Origin of the sequence: Pseudofrankia coriaricola (genome assembly GCF_001854805.1) — a bacterium.
Classification (GTDB): domain Bacteria; phylum Actinomycetota; class Actinomycetes; order Frankiales; family Frankiaceae; genus Pseudofrankia.
This window is the reverse complement of record NZ_MBLO01000035.1, coordinates 33,683-54,940: the sequence shown is the minus strand read 5'-3', so window position 1 is coordinate 54,940 and position 21,258 is coordinate 33,683. Positions and strand designations below refer to the sequence as shown.

At 71.0% G+C, this 21,258-nt stretch carries 27 protein-coding genes; 11 read left to right on the top strand and 16 right to left on the bottom strand.

From position 1 onward, the window contains the following. Positions 1 to 24 precede the first annotated feature (24 nt). The 6 genes from BCD48_RS06335 to BCD48_RS06310 all read right to left on the bottom strand — a co-directional run bounded on the left by BCD48_RS06335 (position 25) and on the right by BCD48_RS06310 (position 5,294). The gene (locus BCD48_RS06335; RefSeq protein ID WP_071047352.1) at positions 25 to 681 is read right to left on the bottom strand and encodes a class I SAM-dependent methyltransferase; all 657 of its coding nucleotides are present in this window, start codon (positions 679 to 681) and stop codon (positions 25 to 27) included. A gap of 430 nt (positions 682 to 1,111) precedes the next feature. Beyond that, positions 1,112 to 2,596, bottom strand: a complete 1,485-nt coding sequence (locus BCD48_RS06330) for an FAD-dependent oxidoreductase (RefSeq protein ID WP_071047351.1) — start codon at positions 2,594 to 2,596, stop codon at positions 1,112 to 1,114. Between the two features lie 125 nt (positions 2,597 to 2,721). Further along, complete coding sequence (locus BCD48_RS06325) at positions 2,722 to 3,132, bottom strand: arsenate reductase ArsC (protein ID WP_071047350.1); 411 nt, start codon at positions 3,130 to 3,132, stop codon at positions 2,722 to 2,724. A gap of 68 nt (positions 3,133 to 3,200) precedes the next feature. Then, positions 3,201 to 3,893 carry an arsenate reductase/protein-tyrosine-phosphatase family protein gene (locus tag BCD48_RS55275; RefSeq protein WP_071047349.1) on the bottom strand — a complete coding sequence of 231 codons (693 nt, stop codon included), beginning with the start codon at positions 3,891 to 3,893 and terminating at the stop codon, positions 3,201 to 3,203. Continuing rightward, positions 3,890 to 4,687 carry an aquaporin gene (locus BCD48_RS06315; protein WP_071047348.1) on the bottom strand — a complete coding sequence of 266 codons (798 nt, stop codon included), beginning with the start codon at positions 4,685 to 4,687 and terminating at the stop codon, positions 3,890 to 3,892. Before BCD48_RS06315 ends, BCD48_RS55275 begins: the two co-directional genes overlap by 4 nt. A 10-nt stretch (positions 4,688 to 4,697) precedes the next feature. Further along, positions 4,698 to 5,294, bottom strand: coding sequence for an ArsI/CadI family heavy metal resistance metalloenzyme (locus tag BCD48_RS06310; protein ID WP_071047347.1), 597 nt, complete (start codon positions 5,292 to 5,294; stop codon positions 4,698 to 4,700). A gap of 99 nt (positions 5,295 to 5,393) precedes the next feature. On the opposite strand from BCD48_RS06310, the gene BCD48_RS06305 reads away from it, so the two are divergent. Continuing rightward, on the top strand, positions 5,394 to 5,816 hold the full coding sequence (locus BCD48_RS06305) for an ArsR/SmtB family transcription factor (protein WP_071047346.1): 423 nt from the start codon (positions 5,394 to 5,396) through the stop codon (positions 5,814 to 5,816). A gap of 63 nt (positions 5,817 to 5,879) precedes the next feature. Here BCD48_RS06305 and BCD48_RS06300 read toward each other — a convergent pair whose 3' ends face one another. Continuing rightward, positions 5,880 to 6,356: an ArsR/SmtB family transcription factor gene (locus BCD48_RS06300; RefSeq protein ID WP_083418247.1), complete on the bottom strand. Its 477-nt coding sequence runs from the start codon at positions 6,354 to 6,356 to the stop codon at positions 5,880 to 5,882. 85 nt (positions 6,357 to 6,441) lie between these two features. On the opposite strand from BCD48_RS06300, the gene BCD48_RS45625 reads away from it, so the two are divergent. Together BCD48_RS45625 and BCD48_RS06295 are read left to right on the top strand one after the other, a co-directional pair. Next, positions 6,442 to 6,576, top strand: a complete 135-nt coding sequence (locus tag BCD48_RS45625; RefSeq protein ID WP_241841555.1) for an NAD(P)-binding protein — start codon at positions 6,442 to 6,444, stop codon at positions 6,574 to 6,576. Beyond that, positions 6,573 to 7,847, top strand: coding sequence for an MFS transporter (locus BCD48_RS06295; RefSeq protein WP_083418246.1), 1,275 nt, complete (start codon positions 6,573 to 6,575; stop codon positions 7,845 to 7,847). Before BCD48_RS45625 ends, BCD48_RS06295 begins: the two co-directional genes overlap by 4 nt. Before the next feature lie 227 nt (positions 7,848 to 8,074). On the opposite strand, the gene BCD48_RS06290 is transcribed toward BCD48_RS06295, so the two are convergent. The 3 genes from BCD48_RS06290 to BCD48_RS06280 form a co-directional block, all read right to left on the bottom strand. Continuing rightward, a complete protein-coding gene (locus BCD48_RS06290; protein WP_198543119.1) occupies positions 8,075 to 8,665 on the bottom strand; it encodes a cation efflux transmembrane domain-containing protein in 591 nt (196 codons plus the stop codon). Between the two features lie 132 nt (positions 8,666 to 8,797). Then, a complete protein-coding gene (locus tag BCD48_RS06285; RefSeq protein ID WP_198543118.1) occupies positions 8,798 to 9,103 on the bottom strand; it encodes a hypothetical protein in 306 nt (101 codons plus the stop codon). After that, positions 9,100 to 9,957, bottom strand: a complete 858-nt coding sequence (locus BCD48_RS06280; RefSeq protein ID WP_241841554.1) for a MerR family transcriptional regulator — start codon at positions 9,955 to 9,957, stop codon at positions 9,100 to 9,102. Before BCD48_RS06280 ends, BCD48_RS06285 begins: the two co-directional genes overlap by 4 nt. A 4-nt stretch (positions 9,958 to 9,961) precedes the next feature. Between BCD48_RS06280 and BCD48_RS56420 the strand changes: the two genes are divergently transcribed. Next, on the top strand, positions 9,962 to 10,405 hold the full coding sequence (locus tag BCD48_RS56420) for an IS1096 element passenger TnpR family protein (protein ID WP_083418245.1): 444 nt from the start codon (positions 9,962 to 9,964) through the stop codon (positions 10,403 to 10,405). Positions 10,406 to 10,649: 244 nt separating this feature from the next. Here the strand turns inward: BCD48_RS56420 and BCD48_RS06275 are convergent, their stop codons facing one another. The 6 genes from BCD48_RS06275 to BCD48_RS53255 all read right to left on the bottom strand — a co-directional run bounded on the left by BCD48_RS06275 (position 10,650) and on the right by BCD48_RS53255 (position 14,669). Continuing rightward, entirely contained in the window at positions 10,650 to 11,543 is an 894-nt protein-coding gene (locus tag BCD48_RS06275) for an alpha/beta fold hydrolase (RefSeq protein ID WP_071047344.1), read from the bottom strand. A gap of 351 nt (positions 11,544 to 11,894) precedes the next feature. Next, positions 11,895 to 12,275 (bottom strand): hypothetical protein, encoded by a 381-nt coding sequence (locus tag BCD48_RS52065; RefSeq protein ID WP_071047343.1) that lies wholly within the window; start codon positions 12,273 to 12,275, stop codon positions 11,895 to 11,897. Beyond that, a complete protein-coding gene (locus BCD48_RS06265; protein WP_071047342.1) occupies positions 12,272 to 12,739 on the bottom strand; it encodes an SRPBCC family protein in 468 nt (155 codons plus the stop codon). The genes BCD48_RS52065 and BCD48_RS06265 overlap by 4 nt, the downstream gene beginning before the upstream one ends. Further along, positions 12,736 to 13,107 carry an ArsR/SmtB family transcription factor gene (locus tag BCD48_RS06260; RefSeq protein WP_071047341.1) on the bottom strand — a complete coding sequence of 124 codons (372 nt, stop codon included), beginning with the start codon at positions 13,105 to 13,107 and terminating at the stop codon, positions 12,736 to 12,738. Before BCD48_RS06260 ends, BCD48_RS06265 begins: the two co-directional genes overlap by 4 nt. Continuing rightward, a complete protein-coding gene (locus BCD48_RS06255; RefSeq protein ID WP_116271439.1) occupies positions 13,104 to 13,658 on the bottom strand; it encodes a TIGR03086 family metal-binding protein in 555 nt (184 codons plus the stop codon). Before BCD48_RS06255 ends, BCD48_RS06260 begins: the two co-directional genes overlap by 4 nt. Before the next feature lie 258 nt (positions 13,659 to 13,916). Beyond that, positions 13,917 to 14,669 carry an RNA polymerase sigma factor gene (locus tag BCD48_RS53255; RefSeq protein WP_491677117.1) on the bottom strand — a complete coding sequence of 251 codons (753 nt, stop codon included), beginning with the start codon at positions 14,667 to 14,669 and terminating at the stop codon, positions 13,917 to 13,919. Between the two features lie 162 nt (positions 14,670 to 14,831). Here BCD48_RS53255 and BCD48_RS06245 point away from each other — a divergent pair, with 162 nt between their 5' ends. The 7 genes from BCD48_RS06245 to BCD48_RS06215 all read left to right on the top strand — a co-directional run bounded on the left by BCD48_RS06245 (position 14,832) and on the right by BCD48_RS06215 (position 21,235). Beyond that, positions 14,832 to 15,431 (top strand): TetR/AcrR family transcriptional regulator, encoded by a 600-nt coding sequence (locus tag BCD48_RS06245; protein WP_071047340.1) that lies wholly within the window; start codon positions 14,832 to 14,834, stop codon positions 15,429 to 15,431. 91 nt (positions 15,432 to 15,522) lie between these two features. Then, positions 15,523 to 17,013 (top strand): MFS transporter, encoded by a 1,491-nt coding sequence (locus BCD48_RS06240; protein WP_071047339.1) that lies wholly within the window; start codon positions 15,523 to 15,525, stop codon positions 17,011 to 17,013. Positions 17,014 to 17,068: 55 nt separating this feature from the next. After that, positions 17,069 to 17,536 (top strand): SRPBCC domain-containing protein, encoded by a 468-nt coding sequence (locus BCD48_RS06235; RefSeq protein ID WP_071047338.1) that lies wholly within the window; start codon positions 17,069 to 17,071, stop codon positions 17,534 to 17,536. Between the two features lie 339 nt (positions 17,537 to 17,875). Next, positions 17,876 to 18,082, top strand: a complete 207-nt coding sequence (locus tag BCD48_RS06230; RefSeq protein WP_071047337.1) for a hypothetical protein — start codon at positions 17,876 to 17,878, stop codon at positions 18,080 to 18,082. 75 nt (positions 18,083 to 18,157) lie between these two features. After that, positions 18,158 to 19,486 (top strand): cation:proton antiporter, encoded by a 1,329-nt coding sequence (locus BCD48_RS06225; RefSeq protein ID WP_083418244.1) that lies wholly within the window; start codon positions 18,158 to 18,160, stop codon positions 19,484 to 19,486. Further along, positions 19,473 to 19,931: a CBS domain-containing protein gene (locus BCD48_RS06220; protein WP_071047336.1), complete on the top strand. Its 459-nt coding sequence runs from the start codon at positions 19,473 to 19,475 to the stop codon at positions 19,929 to 19,931. The genes BCD48_RS06225 and BCD48_RS06220 overlap by 14 nt, the downstream gene beginning before the upstream one ends. Next, on the top strand, positions 19,928 to 21,235 hold the full coding sequence (locus tag BCD48_RS06215; RefSeq protein WP_071047335.1) for an ArsB/NhaD family transporter: 1,308 nt from the start codon (positions 19,928 to 19,930) through the stop codon (positions 21,233 to 21,235). Before BCD48_RS06220 ends, BCD48_RS06215 begins: the two co-directional genes overlap by 4 nt. The last annotated feature ends 23 nt before the right edge of the window (positions 21,236 to 21,258 follow it).

Below are 21,258 nucleotides of genomic sequence, written 5' to 3'. Positions count from 1 at the left end.
GGTCGAGTCGGGCCGACGGGCGAGTCAGGTTTTGGTCATGGCGACCGCGTGATCCGTGGTGCCGGCGCTGTCGGTGCGGTCGCTCAGTAGGAGCCAGGTGAACGGCTGTACCCGACCGTTGGGGGTGCGGTGTTCTTCCCGGCTGGTATGTACGACGTSCAGGTCCGGGAATTGGGCGGCGAGCTCGTCGGTGCTGTAGCGGGCGGTGGGTAGCCCGGAGCAGGCTGTCGGACCGTCGGCGGCGAACGTCCCGATGACGGCGTGGCCGCCGGGCGCGAGCGCCTGGCGCAGGACCGCGCGGTAACGGTCGCGGTCGGCGGGGTCGGTGAGGAAATGGAACACGGCTCGGTCGTGCCAGAGCCGGTAGCGCCGCCGCGGCTGCCAGGCCAGCAGGTCGACGGTGAGCCAGTGCACGTCGGCAGCCCGGGGCCCGAGGCGGGACCGGGTCTCAGCAAGCGCGTCGGCGGCGACATCGAGCACGGTCACGTCCGTATGGCCGGCATCCAGCAACCGGTCGACGAGCACAGACGCACCGGCCCCGACATCGACGATCGCATCACGCGGACCAGTTCCCGCCGCCTCGACCAGGGCCAGGGAACTGGCCGGCTCCTGCTGAAACCAGCTGACCTCGGTCACCACCATCCGGCCATAGACGTCGTCCCAGTGCGCGCGCTGCGTCATCCGCACTCCCAAGCGGCCGGCAATACCCCTCCGCCAGTCTCACGTCCCGGGAAGTCGCAGGCACTCCGCAGGCCAGACGCGCAAGATCCACCAGCATGGCTGGAGCGGAGGCCGGTCTGTTGTCCCGCCGAAGCGGGAGAGGCGAAGAATTGGCTTCAGTGATCGTCCGTCCGGGGAGACGGCGCGACGCCCCGGACTACAGGAGACATTGGTGGGTGCGGGCGCCGCCGGTCGCCTGGCGCCCGCTGATGAGGGTTTTTCTTCAACGCCCGAGCTGGCCCCGCCTCCCCGTCGCCACGGGACCGATCGGGCTGCGTCCCGTCCTCCCGGCCCTGAGCGAGGAGCTCAGTGACCGGGGTTCGACACGCCCCAGGGTCGATCGGGCCCGTGTGGTGTCGATGCCGTCGGCGTCGCTGCTCGGGACGGCCGGTCACGCGATGCTGTGGCTAGACGCGGGCGGCGTCGAGTGCCTGTGTTGGGTTGGGAGCTGGTGGTCGCGGACCCAGGTCTGGGCCGCCATCTGGACCGCGTCCCAGGGCGAGCCAAGGGGCGGGGTGTAGGAGAGATCAAGATCGGCCAGGGCGTCGACCGTCATGCCATGGAAGATCGCAGTGGCGTAGGTGTCGACCCGCTTGGCGACCTCGCTGCCGCGGCGTCCGACGAGCTGGGCGCCGAGCAGCCGTCCGCTGGAGGTGTCGCCGGTGACGCGGATCGTGATGGGCTGGGCGCCGGGGTAATACGCCTTGTGGTCGTCAGGGCTGGCCTGCGAGGTCGCGGGCGTGTAGCCGGCGGCGAGGGCCTCATGCTCACGCAGCCCGGTGCGGGCGGCGACCGCCTCGAAGATTTTGACGACCTGCGTGCCGAGGCTACCGGCGAAGGCCCGGTCGCCGCCGAGGGCGTTCTCGCCGGCGACGCGGCCCTGCTTGTGGGCGGTGGTGCCCAGCGGCAGCCAGGTCGTGCCGAGCAGCCGGTGGTGGGTGATGACGCAGTCACCGGCGGCGTAGACGTCGGGCAGCCCGGTCTCCATCCGTTCGTTGACGACGATCGCGCCCCGTGGGCCGAGCGTGGCGCCGGCGGCGGCGGCGAGACGGCTGTCGGGGCGGACGCCGGTGACGACGAGAACAAGGTCGGCGTACCGGTTCAGGGTGGTCGTGGTCCCGTCGGGCGTGGTGGTGGCCGCCTCGACGCGCAGGCGGCCGGTGGCGCCGGGTTCGGCGCGTGCGATGCCCTGGACGCTGGTGCGGGTGAGGACCTCGACCCCGTGCGCGGCCAGCTCGGCGGCGACCAGCGCGCCGAGGGCAGGGTCGACGGTGGGCAGGACCTCGTCGGCCATCTCGATCTGGGTGACCTGGATCCCGCGGGTGGTGAGCCCTTCGGCCATCTCCAGGCCGATGTAGCCGGCGCCGACGACGATCGCGCTGGTCGGGCTGTGGCGGGTGAGGGTGTCCATGACGGCGAAGGTGTCGCCCATGGAGTGCAGCAGATGCACACCGTCGGCCGGGCCGAGCCCGTCGCGGGCGCCGACAGTGAGCGGGTCGCCGGGATCGGCGAGGCCCGCGATCGGGGGGACGGCGGGCAGCGCGCCGGTGCCGACGACCAGCTTGTCGTAGGGCAGCTCGGACTCGGTACCGTCGGCGGCGCGCAGCGCCAGCCGGTGGCCGGTGACGTCGATGCCGGTGGCCAGGGTGTCCAGCCGCAGGTTCATGCCGGTGGCCTCAAGGTCGGCGTGGGTGCGGTGGGCGAGGTTGCGCCAGTGGGTGACCTCGCCGGAGACGTAGTAGGGGATGCCGCAGATGGAGAAGTTCGGGTAGGCGTCGGCGACGACCACGGTGACGTCGGCTGACGGGTCGAGTTCGCGGGCGCGCAGCGCGGCGGAGATGCCGGCGTCGCTGCCACCGATCGCGACGATGTGCACGACAGACAGCCCCTTCCAGGGCGAGATGTGAGGATGAGGACCACCTGCGGCCCGCGAGCCAGGTCCCGATCGGTCCGCCTCGGCTAGCTGCGGGGGTGTTGGGAGATCGGCGTCGAACCGATGGGTCAGGCGGCGGCAGGCAGGAGCTCGCCGAGCAGCTTCTCGACGCGGGTGCGGATGGCGTCGCGGATCGGACGGACGGCGTCGATGCCCTGACCGGCAGGGTCGTCGAGTTTCCAATCCTCGTAGCGGATGCCGGGGAAGACGGGGCAGGCGTCGCCGCAGCCCATGGTGATGACCATGGTCGAGGATTCGACCGCGTCGACAGTGAGGATCTTCGGGGTCTCGGTGGCGATGTCGATGCCGACCTCGGCCATCGCGGCGACCGCGATCGGGTTGACCTTCTCGGCCGGCATGGAGCCAGCGGAGCGGACCTCGACCCGGTCAGCCGCCAGGTGGGTGAGGAACCCGGCGGCCATCTGGGAGCGGCCGGCGTTGTGCACGCAGACGAACAGTACCGACGGCTTGTCGGACACAGACAGGTCCTTTCAGAGGAGGAAGAGCCGCCGACCCGGCCACCCGGCGGGGCCGGCGGTGGTCGGCGTCAGTCGGTCCGGGGCGCGGGCAGGGTGAGGTCGGGCAGCAGGCTGGCGAGCAGGTCGCGGACGCGGTGGTCGATGTCGTCGCGGATCGCGGCGACCTGGTCGGCGTCGGCGTCGGCGGGGTCGTTGATCGCCCAGTCCTCGTAGCGCTTGCCGGGCATGTAGGGGCAGGTGTCGCCGCAGCCCATGGTGATGACGACGTCGGCGGCGGCGAGGATGTCGTCGGTCAGTGGCTTGGGGAACTCCTCGTCCAGCGACAGCCCGACGTCCTTCATCGCGGCGACGACCTCGGGGTGGATCTGGGTGCCAGGGTCGGAGCCGCCGGTGCGGATGTGCAGCGCGGTGCCGGCGTAGTGGCGGGTCAGTGCGGCGGCCATCTGGGAGCGGCCGGCGTTGTGTACGCAGACGAACAGCACCTCGGGCACCCGCTTGGCGATCAGCCCCCGGGTCGCGGCCAGGGCCTCCAGCCGTTCGCGGGTCAGCCGCTCGGCCAGCGTCGGCAGGAACGCCGTGACCCGGGCGGTGCGGGCGAGCAGCCGGTAGGAGTCGGCGAGTACGTCGGCGACCTCGTCCGCCTCGAACGTCGTGGTGTAGTCGTGGGTCAGTCGCAGCGCGGTCGCGCGTAGGGCGCGGTCGGTGGCCGGGTCGAGGCCGGATAAGCCATCCAGGCCGGTGGAGCTGTCGGAACTGGTCATGAGGCACCTCGCGAGGGATGTGTGAGGGTGGCGCCGTTAACCGGCGCCGCGTCTGTGGTCGTGGTGGCGGGGTGGGGCAGCAGCACGTCTGCGGCCTGTCCCTGCGCGGTGGGTGTGGCCGGGTAGAGCAGGCGGACCAGGCCGAAGCCGACCGCGCCACCCACCAACTGAGCAGCGATGAACGCGGGGACGGAGGCCGGGGCTATGCCGGCGAACGTGTCGGAGAACATCCGCCCGACGCTGATCGCCGGGTTCGCGAAACTGGTCGAGCTGGTGAACCAGTACGCGGCGCCGATGTAGGCGCCGACAGCGGCCGGGGCGCGTTCACCGCGGCCGGAACGGACCAGGGAGAAGATCAGTAGGATCAGGCCGGCGGTCGCGACGACCTCGGCGAGCAGATGCGCACCGGACGCCCGGTGGTGCGTCGAGATCGACACCGCCGAGCCGTCGAACATCAGGTTCGCCAGCACTGCGCCGCCGACGCAGCCGGCGACCTGGGCGGGCAGGTAGGCGGCGGCGTCCCGCCACGACAGCCCACCGAACGCCGCGTCCACGATGGTCACGACCGGGTTGAAGTGGGCTCCGGACACCGGGCCGACCATCAGGATGATCGCGTACAGGCCGGCCGCGGTCGCCGCAGCGTTCTCGACCAACTGCAGGCCGACCTCGTCGGGGCTGAGCTGCTGCGCGGCGATCCCGGAGCCGATGACCAGCGCCGCGAGCAGCAGGCTGCCCAGCGCCTCGGCGACCAGCCGCCGCGCCAACGGCGGCTGGTCGACCGTTGTGTCCGTCACGGACGGGTGCTCAGCAGCAGGAGCCGGCCGAGGCCGGCTCCACCGCGAGCAGCGTGCGCGTGCCGGCCGCCGCCGCAGCCGAGGCCGTTTCCGACTCCGCCGTCACCGCCGCGACCGCGTCCTCGCCCGTCGCCGCCGGGGCGCAGACCGGACCGCAGTCACACGCCGACCCCGGACCGTCGGCGCGCTCGGCGACCGACGGCGTCGGACCCGGACGGGCCATCTCCGCGACGTCGGCGAGCACCGTGTAGACCTCCCACGGCGCCCCATCCGGGTCGTCCACCCACACCTTGTCCTGCAGCGCGTAGCAACAGGCCGTGTTCTCCTCCACCGCGGTCGCCAAGCCCGCCCCGGCCAGCCGGGCGGTGGCCGCGGACACCTCGTCAGTCGTCTCGACCTCGACACCCAGGTGGTTGAGCGCCCCGGCGACGCCGGCGCCGCGGGCCTCGGGGTTCTCGATCAGCACCAGCTTCAGCGGCGGAGTGTCGATCGCGAAGTTCGCATACCCCGGCCGGCGCTTCGCCGGCTCGACCCCGAACAGCTTCCCGTAGAACTCCACCGCCGCGTCCACGTCCGAGACGTTCAGCGCCAGCTGCACCCTCGCCATGCCGCACCCACCTTCACATCGACCGTGGTCTATGTCCTGACGGACCGAGGATGGCCGACGAGATAGACGCCTGTCAATGCTCTGGTGCATGCTGGACCCATGGCGACGACATCCGCATCCGCGGGGCTCCCCATCCCCGCTCCCAGCGAGTGCGCCGACGACACCCCGGGCCTGGCCGGAGCGATCTCCGCCTGCTGCACGCCGCTGGCACGCACGCCACTGTCCGCCGACGAGGCCGAGCAGCTGGCCGCAGTACTCAAGGCGATCGCCGTGCCCGCCCGACTGCGACTCCTGTCGATGATCTACGCCCGCGACGGCGGCGAAGCCTGCGTCTGCGAGCTCACCGAACCCCTCGGGCTGACCCAGCCGACCGTCAGCCACCACCTGAAAGTCCTCGTCGAAGCTGGACTGATCAGCCGCGACAAACGCGGCGTCTGGGCCTACTACCGGCCAGTCCCCGGCGCCATGGCCGCGCTCGCCGCGACGCTCACGCCAGCGCCCGCAACGGCGGACGCCGCCTGACATCACCCCGGCCGGGCGCAACAGCCGACGACGAACAGCGCCCGCGCTGGCCGCCGTTCCGGCTCAGCCCCTCCGACGCTGCCCACCGCGCCGGCCGCCTGCGGGGATCTCCGCTTGGGCGCGACTCGGCACGGACCGTCCAACCAGTGGCCTAGGTTCGATCCCTCCGGCGCCTGCGGCCGGGGCGGGGCTGGGGCTGAGTGCTTCCGCGACGGCGCGCAGCGTGCCGTCGAGGATGCGGTAGTAGGCCCATTTGCCGCGCTGCTCGCGGGTGATGAGCTGGGCCTCGGCGAGGATCTTCATGTGGTGGGAGACGGTCGGCTGGGACAGGGCGACCGGTTCCGTGAGGTCGCAGATGCATGCCTCACCCCCCTCGGCGGCGGCGATCATCGAGAGAAGCCGCACGCGGGTGGGATCACCGAGGGCCTTGAAGACGCGGGCGAGGCGTTCGGCGGTGTCGACGTCGAGCACGCCGCCGGTGACCGGTGAGCAGCAGGCGGCCAGGTCCTGCGTGATCAGCGGGAGCGTTCCGGTGGGCATGCACCCAGTCTGCACCTCGCATTGACATCTGTCGATGCATCGAAGAGAGTCGATGCATCGACAGGTGTCAATGTGAGGAGTGGGCATGGTGGAGTTGCCGGTGGCGGTGATCGGCGCGGGGCCGCAGGGCCTGGCGGCCGGGGCGCATCTGTTGGAGCGTGGTCTGGAGCCATTGGTGTTCGAGGCCGGTGACGGCCCGGGCGCCGCCGTGGCCGGGTGACGGCCGGTTCCCGGCGGGCGCTGATCGCGCTGTGCATCACCGAGATCGTCAGCTACGGGGTGCTGTACTACGCGTTTCCCGTCCTCGCCGAGGGGATCGCCGACGACACCGGCTGGTCCCGCACGGCGGTGACCGCGGCGTTCTCGGCTGGGAACCTCCTCGGCGCGGTAGCCGGCGTGCCGGTCGGACGCCTTCTCGGCCGGCGGGGGCCGCGGCCGGTGATGACCGCCGGCTCGATCCTCGCCGTCGCCGCGCTGGCAGGAGTGGCGCAGGCGCCGTCGTATGGCTGGTTCCTCGCCGCCTGGCTGGTGGCCGGGGTCGCGATGGCCGGGGTGTTCTACCCACCGGCCTTCGCCGCGCTCACCGGCTGGTACGGACCCAAACGGCTGCCCGCGCTGACCACGCTGACACTGGCGGCGGGCTTCGCGAGCACGATCTTCGCGCCCCTCACCGCCGGACTCGCCACACACCTGAACTGGCGGGAGGTCTACCTCGTCCTGGCCGCGATCCTCGCGGCCATCACGATCCCCGCGCACGCCTGGGCCCTGCGCCTGCCCTGGCGACCCGACCAGCACCCTGCCCCCGGCCACATCGACCCGAACCCAGCGCCACACCGGGACGGTGATCGCCGGGTGCTGGGCAGCCGGATGTTCCTGCTGCTCGCCGCGGCGATGACGTTGAGCGCGTTCGCGCTCTACGCCGTCGTGGTCAACCTCGTCCCGTTGCTGACCGGCCGGGGCCTGTCCACAACCCTCGCCGCCTGGGCGATCGGACTGGGCGGGGTCGGCCAGGTCGCCGGCCGACTCTGCTACCGCCCCCTGGCCACCCGACTCACCGTCCGGGGCCGGACCGCCGCGGTCATCGGCGCCGGCGGGCTCGCCACCCTCCTCCTCGGTGTCCTCCCCGGGCCGGCCTTCGCGCTGGTGGGGGTCGCCATGCTCGTCGGAGCGATACGCGGGATGTTCACCCTCGTCGAGGCCACGATCGTCGCCGACCTGTGGGGAGCCGAACGCTTCGCACGGCTCAACGGAGTGTTCAACGCCCCGCTAACCGGCGCGACCGCACTCGCGCCCAGCATCGGCGCGGCACTCGCCGCGGCGATGGGCAGCTATCCACTGCTGTTCGTCGCTCTCGGCGCCGCGGGAGGGCTCGGCGCCGCACTCGCGATCGCCGCCACCGCCGTGCCCACGTCGCCTGTTACCGGCGGTGCGGCGGTCGTCGGCACGGTCACAGCGGCGGACACCGTCGCAAGCCAACTGGCCGGGCAGTAGCCGGCGGGCGGGCGAGGCCGTGGCAGTGCGCGCCGGGTACAGGAGATGCCTGAATGGGGGCCCGCAGCCATGCGGGCGGCGGCGAGTGTGACGCCCTGGTGCGCTGCCGTCCTGATCGGTTGCACGCGCGTCTGCTGCCACCGCCCTTGGGGAGTCGTCGTGGTCATCCGTCACGCTGGGCGTGGCCGGTACAGCGGAGATGGGTGTGCTGACCGGGGGGTTGTTCGTCAGGGCCTGGTGAAGGTCGTGCGGACCTCGTGCAGGGCGTAGAGGACGAGGACGTAGCCGGCGAGGGGGTCGGCCCACCACCAGCCGAGGACGGCGTTCAGCGTGAGGCCGGCGAGGACGGCGGCTGCCAGAGCCCCGTCCATGAGGGTGACCCGGCCTTCGGCACGGAGCACGGGGTTACCCAAGGCCGCGCCCACGCGGGCTTTCCCGACGGCCAGCACGACCATGACGACCGCGGTGATCGCGGTCCACGCGATCCCGCCGGGGCTGTGACGGGGGTGATAGCTGACGGCGAGGACCAGGCTCGACTGGACGGCGAGGTAGAGCGCGAGCGCGGCGAACGCGGTACCGATGAGGCGCAGGGCCCGGCGTTGGCGTTCGGGCCCGGTGCCCGACAGTTCCCAGAGCACGACGGTGGACGCGCCGATCTCAATCAAGGAGTCCAGGCCGAACCCGGCGAGCGCGACGGAACGAGCCGCGATCGCGGTCACCGCCAGCACAGCCATACCGACGACGTTCCAGCCCAGGGTCACATACTCCAACGCGATCCCGCGGCGCAGCAGCCTGCCGGACATCTCGACCGTCGTCACCGATCTACCATCGCAGACCCCGTCGGGCACGGTGTCGGGCAGCGCGTGCGCCGAATTCCACGTCGCGGCCCGGTAGCCGCTGCCCGCCGTGAGGTGGTCTAGAGGCACGAAGCGCGGGCCGAGTCGCGCGGCTCACCGTGGAGCGGTCGGCACAGGGTCCCGGTGGTCGCGGGGGGCGGGCACGCCCAGGTCTACCGGTCCCGGAACGGCCCGGCATGCCGCCCGGCGGCGACGGCGGACCGCGACGGCCCCAACGAGCGCGGCGACCGCCACCACCGCCAGCGCCGGAACCCACACGGCGGCGACGGTCGCCAAGGCACCGACGGCGCCGAGCACGGCGAGCAGCGGGCCAACGCAGCACACCGCGCAGGCGGCGACGGTCGCAACTCCAGCGCCGATCGTCGACCACGGACGGGAGCGGCCAGTCGAGGGGCTCATGCGGATACTCCGAACAGGTCGACGAGCAGGGCGGAGGCGGTCTCGGGGGCGCGGACAGTCAGGACCAGCGCGGTAGGAGCGAGCTGAAGCGTGAAGGCGAAGAAAGCGCAGCAGTCCTGCTCGGCCGCGGCAAGTGCGGCGATCCGCGCGGCGAGATCGGGGCCGGGTGGGAACATCAGGCGCAGCCCCGCGTCGATCTCTTCCCGACTGACCGCTTCCCCAAGCACCTCGCGCCACTGGACCGCTCGGTCGATCTGCTCGTCGCCGCTGAGGGTGCAGGCCACTGGCGCGTCGCGCCATGCCTGGTCGGCGACGTCGGGTCGGACCGGCGACAGCGTGAGCGGCACCGGACCAGCCTTCGATGAGCCGGTCGTGGTCAGGCAGCCGCAGTCCGGACCGCACCCACCCGCAGGGGCTGTCTCCCCGAGTTCGGTGTGGAACGCGGCCAACCGCGCGGAGAAGGCCGACAGCTCGGCCGCACGCTGATCGGCGTCCACGATTCGGGCAGCGACCAACGGCAGCATCCGTTCCCGGACCGCCGCGCACACCCCCTGTTCCCACACACTCAGCAGGTCACCGATCTCCTCCAACGACAGCCCCAGAAGCTTCCCGGACGAGATGAACGCCAACCGCTCCACCGCCTCCTCGCCGTAGACCCGGTAACCCGACGGAGTGCGCTCGGCGGACAACAGCCCAGCCGACTCATAGAACCGCAGCGTGGTCGCCGGCACGCCGACACGATCCGCCAACTGCGAGATCCGGTAGGAACCCATGACCGCAACGTAAACCTTCAACTCGACTAGAAGGTCAACGCAGACGTCGAACGAATCGACGCAGATCACGACTACGGCCATCCGAATGGGCCGCTCCTCCGCGGTGTCGGATGCGCTACAGACGAGCGCCCGTGGAAGCGCAGCAGAACGGATCTGTCGGACAGATGTCGCAAAACGGCACGACGGCCTGGCGCGCAAGGTTGACGAGCCGGTCGAGAAGATGGCGGGCCGTAATCCCAAACACTCCGGTCCCGCCCTTGCCGATGGGGTACCGGCTGCGGGGATCAGCTCCCTGATCTGGCGCCGCATCCTTATGATCGATCGCGCGACCATCGCCGAGCTACACGCGGCGCTGCAGGTCGTGTTCGGCTGGAGCAACGAGCATCTGCACCGCTTACCAGCCAGGCCCGTCGCTCGTGTCGGATTCGTCCGGTGGCGGGATCAGGGCCACCGCCGTGGAGATCTTGGATGCTGGCTTCGTGAGTCAGGTCGCGTTGAGTGGTTGGCCGGTTTCGAGGAGGGGTCTTGAGGCCGGACAGGACTCGCATCCATCCGGCGTCCGGTGCCCGGCGACGCCTCGTTGCAGGACCGGCTCCTGGGCGCGATGGGCCGACCCGCTGGCGGGCTGCGGGGGTGAGCTGACGGTCTCGGCCGCGTTGGCGCTGGTCGGCGATGCGAGCGAGTTCCGCCTCGATGCGGGCGAGGTCGTTGGCGCGGCGAGTCTGGTCGCGGGTGGCCTGCCGTGCGAGCCTGGCGTCGCGTGGGGTGTCGGGTCAGGTGCCGGAGCGTGCCGGTCCGACGGCGGCGGTGGGGTCGGTGTCGAGGAACAGCCGAATCCGTTCGGCGATTGCCAGCCAGTCGGGACCGAGCCAGACGAGGTGGGTGTGCGCGCGGCTTTCGACGAGTTGGGCGTTGCGGATGGTGCTGGCAAGCGACTGAGCGTGGGCGAACGGGACGCCCCCGTCGGTGCGGGTGGCGATCACCAGGGTGGGTTGGTCGATCCGGGCGGTGGCGTCCGGTGTGGGACGCAGATCGTTGAGGAACCCGCGGCCGGAACGCATCTGGGCGAACAACGACAGCAGCAGGTCGCGGTCCTCGGCGCGCAGCGCGGCAATGACCTCGCCCACCGGTCGGGTCGAGAGGCTGCTCATCATCAGCCGCAGACAGACGTCGGGCGCCAGACGAGTGAGCGCATGTATCCCGGCCCATGTCACGGCCTCAGTCCCGGTGGCGAACACGACGTGCGCGCCCAGGCGAGTGCGGCGATCCGGATAGGGGAGCCAACCCACGGCGCTGACCAGGATCAGACGCTCGACGAGGTCAGCATGCCGCGCGGCCATCGTGGCGGCGGTCGGGCCGCCACCCGAGACGCCGACAACGGCGGCCACCCGGGTGATGCCCAGATCGGCACACAACGCCCGGACCACGTCCGTATGCCCCTCCACCGAGCTGCCGGTCGACAGCGGAGTACGGCCGTAGCCGGGACGTGAGGGTGCCAGCAGCGTGCAGTCAGCCGCGGCGAACACGTCCTCGCCCAATGCCAGGCTGGCTCGCACGTGCCCACCGTGGAAGACCACCACCACAGTGTCACCACGTCGCTCCAGCCGGTACTCGACCTGGCCGGCCGGCAGGGACGCCACCGCCGTCGGTCTCACAAGATCGGGCATCGACGTGCCTCCAGGCGTGGCGGTGCGGCGGCATTCACGCGCCGACCGGCCTTCCCGGCACACCCACCGGCAGCCTAGCCCGTTGCCCTGCCAACGGCGCACCTCCAACCACATCGATAGCCGGCCGACGAACTCTGACAGCCGGCCGACGATGGCACTGGCGACTGGCTGACTGAACATCCTCAATTCGGCAGATCCGTGTGCGTCCAGCTGTCCGGATCGATACTCCACGCCGTCACGGAGCGTTATGTTCTTCGTGGGACCGGGTGGGTGGGCTCGGGGGCTCGCGGCTGGCCTGCGTCGGACCCACCGCTGATCCACTGAGAGCCGCCAAGATTGCCGAGACGTACCTCATCGCTGCCTACGGGATCGCGGTGCGGACGGCGCGCCACGTTGTCCGGCGACGAAGTCGAGTGCTTCGGCGCAGAGGCGGCTCCAGTCGGCGATTCGACTGCTGGGGATGGCGGCCCATTCCCGAAAGGTCCTGCCAGCCGGCGCGAATGCTTCCGCGGCGGCGACGGCGACGAGCTGTTGGACCCTCGGGGCTGGCAGCTTGACGAGGAGGCGGTCGGTCCTGGTGTCGTAGGAGGCGAAGAACGCGCCGTCGATCCGCAGGCAGGGCAGACCCATCATCGTCGACCGCGAGACCCCGGCACGTGCCAGCATGTGCTCGGTCAGACGCGCGAACTCGTTCCGGTCAGCCGGGTCGGCCGGCGGAGGCGTGGCGCTCATCGTCTGGCCAGCTCGTCCGGTGTGGGCACGCGCTGGTTGACGAACGGGTCGGGGCCGGGATCGGCGCCACTGGCGGCGATGGCCAGCCGGGACAGGTAGTGAGCCCAGCCACCGGCGTGCGCGTCGGCCATCGGGCCAGCGAGGCCATGGTGGACCAGACGTAGACGAGTCCCGGCCGGGGTCGCCACGAGGTCGATCTCGACCGTCGTCGACCCGGGCGGGACCTGCACATCCACGCGTTCCCACCCGTAGGTGAACACCACCCGCCGGGGTGGAATGAGCTCGACGACCTGGCCGCTGCACACGTCGCCGTTGGCGTGCCGCCAGCGCACGACCCCGCCCGACCGAGGGTCGATGTCGGCGTCGTCGGCGAGCCAGCGGACCAGCATCAGTGGGCTGGTGAGAAGGTCGTAGACGAGGGCGACCGGCGCGTCGATCACGATCTCCTTGACGACGAGTCTCATGCGGTCCCCCGCCGCTCGGTCGCCTCGCTGGCCATGGTCTCGGCGACGACCTTCAAAGTGGCGAGGCGGTCGTCCCAGAAGCCGTCGAGGAGGGCACGGACCTCCCACAGCCGGGTGGGATCGAGCCGGTACAGCCGGGTTGTCCTCTCAGCGCGCATCGTGAGCAGGCCGGCCTCGCGCAGGACTTTCAGATGGCGGCTGGCGTCCGGCCCGGACGCCCCGGCCGCCGCGGCCAGTTCGGTGGCCGTGCGTTCGCCACCGAGCACAAGCCGAAGCATCGCCCGGCGGCGGGGATGAGCCAGGGCGCGCAGCGCGGCGTCGAGCTGGCCCTCCTCCGCTGCCGGTTCGAGCCGGCCGGCCTCGGTCATGGCTCGCGACCCATGACGCCGAGCAGCCGGTCCTGCAACGGGGCCTCGACGGGCACCGCGACCGCCGGGCCGATCAGGCCGGCTTCCCGGCCGCGATCAGGCATCACCGGGACGAACATGTCCCAACACGCCTGGACCAGGTCGGGGTCGAGCCGGGCGCCCTGCCCGGTGGCACTGGCCAGGTCCCAGCTGTGGATCAGAACGTCCATGAACGTGCCCGCGAGCGCCTCCGCAACGGTCCACTCGAATCCCAATGGTGACATACAGCGGCGATCCATCGCGCCTGGCCGCGCCACAGCGTCCAACACGGCGGCAAAACCGACCGCGAACTGGCCTGTCGTGGCGGGACCGGCAGGCGGGACGGGCTGATTGCCGGTGGCCGCGCTCAGAAGGTAGCCTGTGCCGCCGACGAGGTGGTCGACCAGATCCTGCACCGTCCACTTCGCGCACGGCGTCGGCCCGATCAGATGTTCCGCGCACACTCCTGCCATGATCGTGGATGCGTGGGCACTCGCCTGCCGATACAGGTCCACAGCGGAAGTCACTGCCACACTCGCCTCTTTCACATAGTTGTTAATTAACTAGTATCGCAACTATGTCGCTCGTGCAAGCCGGTCGGGCGACGGCGGCGTGAAGGTCGGTGTCGCCGGTCGGTGGCCGGCCGCAGGCCAGAACGGAGCTCGCTGGCCAGTCCGGGCCAGCGGCGCTCGGAGTAGCCGCGTCCGGAGATGGCTCTGTCTGTTACGACGTCGGAGCCCGCCGCGTCGGAGGCTGCGAGGTCGACGCTGGTCGGCCGGCGCGGGGCTCGCCTACATCCTCACCGTGAGACGTGGTCTTTTCGCGGTGTCGCCGGGTTCGTGGTGCCGGGCGGAGAACTGCCAGGCGACGGCGGCGACCGAGGAGGTCCGGACGGCGGAGTCGAGGCGACCCAGGTCGTAGAGCGCGAGGATCTGCGGCCAGTCGGTGGCTTCGGCGGTCGGGGCCTCGTCGTGGAGCGCGGCGGCCGCGGCCTGGATCTGGTAGGCGCCGACCGGGCCGCGGCCGAGGGTGCGGGTGAGCAGTGCCTGGCCTTCGGTGATCGCGGTGCTGTCCCACAGTTCGCGGCGCTGCTCGTCGAGCGGCACGATCGACCCGTCCGGGCTGGTCCGGACGCCGCGCCGGGCGTCGGTGAGCAGCATCAGCGCGAGCAGGCCGGCGGCCTCGCCCTCCTGGGGCAGCAGCCGGTGCAGCAGACGTGCCAGCCGGATGGCCTCTGCGGTCAGGTCGGCCCGGTTCAGCGCGGGCCCCGAGCTGGCGGTGTAGCCCTCGTTGAACACGAGATACAGCACCTGCAGGACCATGCCGAGCCGCTCGGGCCAGTCCGGCCGTGGCGGCAGCTCGAACCGGGCGCCGGCGCTCCTGATCCGCTCCTTGGCCCGCGTGATCCGCCTGGCCATCGCAGCCTCGGGGACCAGGAACGCCGAGGCGACCTGCGCGGTCGTCAGACCGCCGACCGCGCGCAGCGTGAGCGCCAGCTGCGACGGCGGCGTCAGCGCGGGATGGCAGCACAGGAACAGCAGCACAAGCGTGTCGTCCTGGCCGGACGCCTCGACGTCGGTGGCGTCGGCGTCCCCGGCTGGCTGACGGCCGGCTCGGTCCAGCGCCGCGACGGTCGCCTCACGGCGGCGAACGCCAGCCGCGGCTCCTATTGGACGGTTCGGTCCAGTTGTGGCTAAGGTGGTCGGATGTCGACGGAGCCGACGACCGCGCGTGGGCGGGCGAGTCGCGAGCGGATCGTCGCCCGGGTCGCGGACGTGGTCGCCCAGCATGGCGTGCGGGCGGTGAGCCTGGAGCAGGTGCTCGCGGTGGCCGGGGCGAGCAAGAGCCAGCTTTACCACTACTTCGGCGGCCGGGATCAGCTCATGGAGGCGGCCGTGGGCTACCGGTGTGACCAGGTGCTCGGCGGGCTGACCGAGGCGTTCGCCACGGTGGCGACCCTGGACGAACTCGAGCGCACGCTGGCGGGATTCGTCGCCCAGTACGAACAGAGCCCGGCGGGCTGCCCGATCGGAACGCTGGCCTCCGATGTTGCCGAGCACAACGAGGGGGCCCGGGCGCGGGTGGCGGGCGCGTTCGCCGCCTGGGAGCAGCTGTTCGTCGACGCGTTCGCACGGATGCGCGCGGCGGGAGAGCTGCGGGCGGACGCCTCGCCGGCGGACCTCGGTACCGCGCTGCTGGCGAGTCTCGAGGGCGGGATGCTCCTGAGCCAGACCCGCCGCGACGTGGCGTCGCTGCGGGTCGCGGTGCGGGCCGCACTCGCGTTCATCCGCACCTTCGCCAGTTGAACTGGACGATTCCGTCCAACAAACTCTGGACGGGATCGTCCAGTCTCGTCTAGCGTCAGACTGGACGGTTTCGTCCAATCTGAAGGTGGCCATGACCGCCCCACCCGCCTCCATCCTCGCCACCCGCCGCGGCATGCTCACGCTGCTGCTGCTGTGCGCGGTCCAGTTCCTCGACCTCGTCGATTCCTCGATCATGAACGTCGCGTTGCCGTCGATCCGGCGCGATCTGGGTTTCTCCCAGCAGGGCCTGCAGTGGGTGCTGTCCGGCTACGTCGTGACCTACGGCGGCTTCCTCCTGCTCGGCGGCCGCGCGGCCGACCTCCTCGGCCGGCGACGCATGCTGGTCGCCGGCACGACCCTGTTCGCGGTCTGTTCCCTGGCCGGCGGGCTCGCCGCGAACGCCGGGATGCTGGTCGGCGCCCGGGTGGCCCAGGGCGTCGGCGCCGCGTTGATGGCTCCGGCCGGCCTGTCGATCCTCACCACTACCTTCACCGACGAACGCGACCGCACCCGGGCGCTTGGCGTGTGGGGCGCGATCAGCGGACTGGGCGCCGCCGTCGGCGTGTTCTGCGGCGGGTTGCTCTCGGAAGGACCTGGCTGGCGCTGGGTGCTGTTCGTCAACATCCCGGTCTGCGTTGCCATCGTCGCCGCCGCGTTCCGCCTCGTCCCGGCTGAACGGCGGGCACAGCCGCGCGTCGGCTTCGACGCCGGCGGGGCGATCCTCGTCACCGGCGGGATGCTGCTGGGCATCTACGCGCTGGTGAAGGCGCCCGACACTGGCTGGGGCACCGCGCACACCATCGGCGAGCTGACCACCGCCGCGCTGCTGCTCGCCGCCTTCGCGGTCAACGAAAGCCGCGTCCGCGATCCGCTGTTCCCCTTCGCCATCCTGCGCGTCAAGGGACTCGCGGCCGCCGACGCCACCCAGCTCCTCGCCTTCGCCGGCTTCCTGTCGATGTTCTTCTTCCTGACGCTCTACATGCAGAACGTGCTCGGCTACTCCCCCATCCAGGGCGGCGCGGCCTACCTGCCCGTCACCGCCGGCATCGTCCTCGCCGCCGGCCTCTCGACACAGCTCATGCCCCGGATCGGAACCCGGCCGATCATCGCCGGCGGCGCACTCATCGCCGCCGCCGGGATGTACTACCTGTCCCGGGTTCCCGTGGCCGGCTCCTACCCCACCGACCTGCTCCCCGGCCTGCTGGTCATGTCCGTCGGGCTCGGCGCCGTGTTCGTCACCGTCACCACCGCCGCCAACGCCGGCGTTCCCGCGGACAAAGCCGGACTCGCCGCCGGGCTGCTCAACACCGCCCTACAACTCGGCTCCGCCCTCGGACTGGCCGTCTTCTCCGCACTCGCCACCGCCCACACCCACCACCTGCTCGCCGAACACACCGCCCCAGCCCAGGCACTCACCTCCGGCCTACAGCGCGCGCTGCTCGCCGGCAGCCTCGCCGTCCTCGCCGCCGCCGTCATCGCCCTGCGCGCACCCAACATCAGAACCCAGACCTCGCGGCCCGACCCAGCGACCGAGACCGGCACACCGCGCTTCGTCACCCCCGTGGCCGAACCGGCCGAATGAGCCGCACTGAGCTCGGCTCCGCCACCCCCGTCCACGCCGGCGAACAGGACCACTCATGACCATGACCGCTGCCACCGCGCCCACGACCCAGACCTACCACCTCTTCATCCGCGCCACCCCCGCACAGATCTGGGACGCGATCACCGACCCCGACCTCAGCTCCGGCTACCTCTTCGGCGCCCTCGTCGAGACCACCGGCGAGATCGGCACACCGTTCCGCTACCACTCACCCGACCGCACCGCCCTCTGGGGCGACGAAACAGTCCTGGACGCCGACCGACCGCACCGCCTGGTCGTCAGCTACCGCGCCCTCTACAACCCCGACCTCGCCGCCGAACCACCCAGCCGGGTCACCTGGAACATCACTCCCGGCGACGACCAGATCAGCCTGCTCACCATCGTCCACGACCACCTCGAGAACGCACCCAAAACCGCCGCGCGCGTCGCGGACACCGGCTGGATGCGCGTCCTGTCCGGCCTCAAGACCCTCCTCGAAACCGGCCAGCCACTCAACGCCAGCTGACGCACAAAGCCCCCATCGACGATCTCCACGACGGCGGCCCTGATCCCGCCGCCGGGCGAATCCGACAGGACGCGGCGGACTTCCCGGCATCCGTACAACGCCCGGCATTCAGGTAGCACCCGCCACCGCCCTGTGGGACATCATCAACTGGGCCGACGTCGTCACCCGCTACACCGCCGCCCGACCGCCTGATCCTCCGCTTCGACGAGGCCATGCCCCTACCGCTCGGCGGTTGCGGATGAACCTCGCCGTCGGCACTGGGCGGGACGCCACCCGCCGCGGAGGTCTAGGTCTGCGACCAGGATGATCGTGGGGACTCGCCGTACGCTACGTCCGCCAGTGGCGGGGTCGGGATTCGTCGGGTACCGGCCGGCGACGGTGAACAGCTCGCGGGTGAAGGGTGCCAGGCCGCAGCTGTCCGTCGGCCGGATCAGCGGCACCGTCGTGGTCTCGCGCAGCTCGATCGGCCTGGCCAGCGTCGAGCCCACCGACGTCACGCGGCACCACCTGCGCCTTCTACCCGATCACTATCGCCAGGGCTGCTAGAGTCGCTGGTGGAGTGCCGGGAAGCCTGGTCGGCGAACAAGGGATAAGTCTCTTTGTCGATCGGGGGTCGCTGCTGTGGTGCTCGTGGCGGTCTTCGGGGTTGCGCTGCTCGTCGCGGTGTTGCTGTCGGGTCTGGCGGCGCGTTCGGTGCTGTCGACCTCCTTTCTTTTTCTTCTCGGTGGCGCGCTGGTCGGTGACGGCTTCCTGGGTCTCGTGCACATCACCGCCGGCAGTGAGATCGTCGGTGTGACGGCCGATCTCGCGCTGTTCGTCGTGCTGTTCACCGACGGTATGCATGTCTCGTTCCCGGCCCTGCGCGGGGCGTGGTGGAACCCGGCCCTGGCGCTGGGTCTGGGTATGCCGCTGGCCTTCGCGGGCATGGCGGTCGTGACGCACCTCCTCGTGGGTCTGGACTGGACGACGTCCTTCCTGGTCGGAGCGGTGCTGGCGCCGACCGACCCGGTGTTCGCCTCCGCGATCGTGGGACGCCGCGAGGTACCGGCCCGGCTACGGCAGCTGCTGAACGTCGAGAGCGGCGTGAACGACGGGCTCGCGCTGCCGGTCGTGCTGCTGCTGATCGCGGCCGCGGGTCCGACGTCCGGGACGGCCGAGGAGTCGTTGTCGACGATCGCGCTGGAGCTGGTAGGCGGACTGGCACTGGGCGTCGCGCTGCCGGTGGTCGTCGCCTGGCTGGTGCGTTTCCGGCTGCTGGGCGCGGAGCCGAAGCTCCAGCCGCTGCTGCCGCTGGCGGTGGGGGTGATTCTGTACGCCACCTGCCATCTCACGCACGCCAACCCCTACCTGGCCGCGTTCTCCGCGGGCGCGGTGCTCGCATCGGTATCACCCGACTCGAAGCATGCGTTCGAGCCGTTGGGGGAGGCATTCGCGGAGCTGAGCAAGTTCGCGGCGCTGTTGGTGTTCGGGTCGCTGCTGACCCCGAGTCTGTTCGGCGACCTTCCGCTCGGCGGGTACGTGGCGGTGGTGCTGGCGATCGTGCTGATACGCCCCGCCTCGCTGCTCCTCTCGCTGGCCGGCAGTCGCTTCAGCCGGCGGGAGAAGCTGACCGCGGCCTGGTTCGGGCCGAAGGGCTTCGCGTCGGTCGTCTACGGACTGCTGGTGCTCGAATCCGGAATTCCGCAGGGCCACCAGGCCTACACGCTGATCGCGGTCTGCATCGCGGTCTCCATCGTGGCGCACAGCAGCACGGACGTTCCGATCGCCCGCATGTTCGACGTCGAGGACCTCGTCGGCATCCCGGACGACGAGCACGGGAAGGACCCATCCGCGATGGCTTCAGCTGCCCTTTCCGACACCGAACGCCCGGACGGCGACAACCTCAGGAACGGGGTCCCGCACCCGGTGGCAGCCGTTCGAGGCGAGGAGACCGACAATGCGAGCACGTGACCTGGCCGTCCCCTACACCTCGGTGACGCTGGACAGCGATGCCCTGGACGCTGCTCGCCTGTTGGCCGAGCAGCGGCTGCCCGGGCTGCTGGTGCTGGACGACGACGGCGTGCCATACGCGGTGCTGCCCGCCTCCCGGCTGGTCAAGATGCTCGTACCCCTGTATGTCATCGAGGACCCGACGCTTGCCGCCGTCGTCGACGAGCGGCACGCCGACCGGCTGTGCCAGGCCCTGTCCGGACGCTCGGTGCGCGACTGCCTGCCGAAGGACCGGCACACTCCCCCGATCGCGGCCCCGGACGACACGGCGCTCGAGGTCGCGGCCCTCATGGCCCGAGAAGCCAGCCCGCTCGTCGCGGTCGTCGAACGGGACGCGGCCGGCTCCCGCACCCTCGGCGTGATCACCGCTGCGCATCTGCTGGACCGCCTTCTCGAGGCTCGATGAGCGACTGGCACAGCTGGGCGGCCATCGCCGTCTTCGTCATCACCTATGTACTGATCATCAGTGAGCGCGTCCACCGCACGGCCGCCGCACTGGGCGGCGCGGCCGGCATGCTCGCGATCACCGCGACCGACGACAAGGCCGCCTTCTACGACGAGCACACGGGCATCGACTGGAACGTCATCTTCCTGCTCCTGGGCATGATGATCATCGTCGGGGTGCTGCGACAGACGGGCGTCTTCGAGTACCTGGCCATCTGGTCGGTCAAACGCGCCCGCGGCAGACCGTTCCGGGTGATGGCCATGCTGGTGGTGATCACGGCGGTCGCCTCGGCGCTGCTGGACAACGTCACCACCGTGCTCCTCGTCGCCCCGGTGACCCTGCTGGTGTGTGAACGCCTCGCGCTGCGCGCGGCACCGTTTCTCATCGCCGAGGTGCTGGCCTCCAACATCGGCGGCACCGCCACCCTCGTCGGCGACCCTCCCAACATCATCATCGCCAGCCGCGCCGGCCTGACGTTCAACGACTTCCTCGTCCACACGCTCCCGATCGCCGCCGTTCTCACCGCCGTCCTGGTCGGCCTGTGCCGGATCATGTTCCGCGGCGAGTTCGTGTACGACGAGAACCTCACGGGCGAAATCATGGAACTGGAGGAGCGCGAGGCCATCCGCAACCCGAGGCTCCTCATCGAGGGCCTCGCGGTGCTCGCCCTCGTCGTCGCGGGATTCGTCCTGCACCCAGTGCTGCACTTCGCCCCCAGCGTGGTCGCCCTCCTCGGCGCCGGACTGCTCATCGCGATCTCCAAAGTCGATACCCGGCAGGTACTGAACGAGGTCGAATGGCCCACACTTGCCTTCTTCGCCGGCCTCTTCATCATGGTCGGCGCCCTGATCGAGACCGGGGTCATCGGCGAGCTCTCCACGTCGCTCGCCGACGCCACCGGCGGGCGCGAGCTCGGCGCGACAATGCTGCTGCTGTTCGGGTCCGCGGTCCTGTCCGCCGTCGTCGACAACATTCCCTACGTCGCCACCATGGCACCGATCACCGCCGACCTGGTGAAGGACATGGGCGGCGGCGCCGACGGACACCACGTCCTGTGGTGGGCCCTCGCCCTCGGCGCCGACCTCGGCGGCAACGCCACCGCCATCGGCGCCTCCGCCAACGTCGTCGTCCTCGGCATCGCCGAACGCAACCGCCAGCCCATCTCGTTCTGGCAGTTCACCAAATACGGCCTCGTCGTCACCGCCGTCACCATCACCCTGTCCGCCGGGTACCTGTGGCTGCGCTACTTCGCGCTCGCCGGCTGAGGACATCCGCCGGCCTGGCAAGC

Coding starts and splice junctions, on each gene's coding strand:
- BCD48_RS55275 (WP_071047349.1), bottom strand. CDS start 3,893: ATGACCAGTTCCGACAGCTCCACCGGCCTGGATGGCTTATCCGGCCTC.
- BCD48_RS06310 (WP_071047347.1), bottom strand. CDS start 5,294: ATGGCGAGGGTGCAGCTGGCGCTGAACGTCTCGGACGTGGACGCGGCG.
- BCD48_RS06305 (WP_071047346.1), top strand. CDS start 5,394: ATGGCGACGACATCCGCATCCGCGGGGCTCCCCATCCCCGCTCCCAGC.
- BCD48_RS06300 (WP_083418247.1), bottom strand. CDS start 6,356: ATGCCCACCGGAACGCTCCCGCTGATCACGCAGGACCTGGCCGCCTGC.
- BCD48_RS45625 (WP_241841555.1), top strand. CDS start 6,442: ATGGTGGAGTTGCCGGTGGCGGTGATCGGCGCGGGGCCGCAGGGCCTG.
- BCD48_RS06285 (WP_198543118.1), bottom strand. CDS start 9,103: ATGAGCCCCTCGACTGGCCGCTCCCGTCCGTGGTCGACGATCGGCGCT.
- BCD48_RS06280 (WP_241841554.1), bottom strand. CDS start 9,957: ATGGCCGTAGTCGTGATCTGCGTCGATTCGTTCGACGTCTGCGTTGAC.
- BCD48_RS56420 (WP_083418245.1), top strand. CDS start 9,962: ATGGGCCGCTCCTCCGCGGTGTCGGATGCGCTACAGACGAGCGCCCGT.
- BCD48_RS06275 (WP_071047344.1), bottom strand. CDS start 11,543: ATGCCCGATCTTGTGAGACCGACGGCGGTGGCGTCCCTGCCGGCCGGC.
- BCD48_RS52065 (WP_071047343.1), bottom strand. CDS start 12,275: ATGAGCGCCACGCCTCCGCCGGCCGACCCGGCTGACCGGAACGAGTTC.
- BCD48_RS06265 (WP_071047342.1), bottom strand. CDS start 12,739: ATGAGACTCGTCGTCAAGGAGATCGTGATCGACGCGCCGGTCGCCCTC.
- BCD48_RS06260 (WP_071047341.1), bottom strand. CDS start 13,107: ATGACCGAGGCCGGCCGGCTCGAACCGGCAGCGGAGGAGGGCCAGCTC.
- BCD48_RS06245 (WP_071047340.1), top strand. CDS start 14,832: ATGTCGACGGAGCCGACGACCGCGCGTGGGCGGGCGAGTCGCGAGCGG.
- BCD48_RS06240 (WP_071047339.1), top strand. CDS start 15,523: ATGACCGCCCCACCCGCCTCCATCCTCGCCACCCGCCGCGGCATGCTC.
- BCD48_RS06235 (WP_071047338.1), top strand. CDS start 17,069: ATGACCATGACCGCTGCCACCGCGCCCACGACCCAGACCTACCACCTC.
- BCD48_RS06220 (WP_071047336.1), top strand. CDS start 19,473: ATGCGAGCACGTGACCTGGCCGTCCCCTACACCTCGGTGACGCTGGAC.
- BCD48_RS06215 (WP_071047335.1), top strand. CDS start 19,928: ATGAGCGACTGGCACAGCTGGGCGGCCATCGCCGTCTTCGTCATCACC.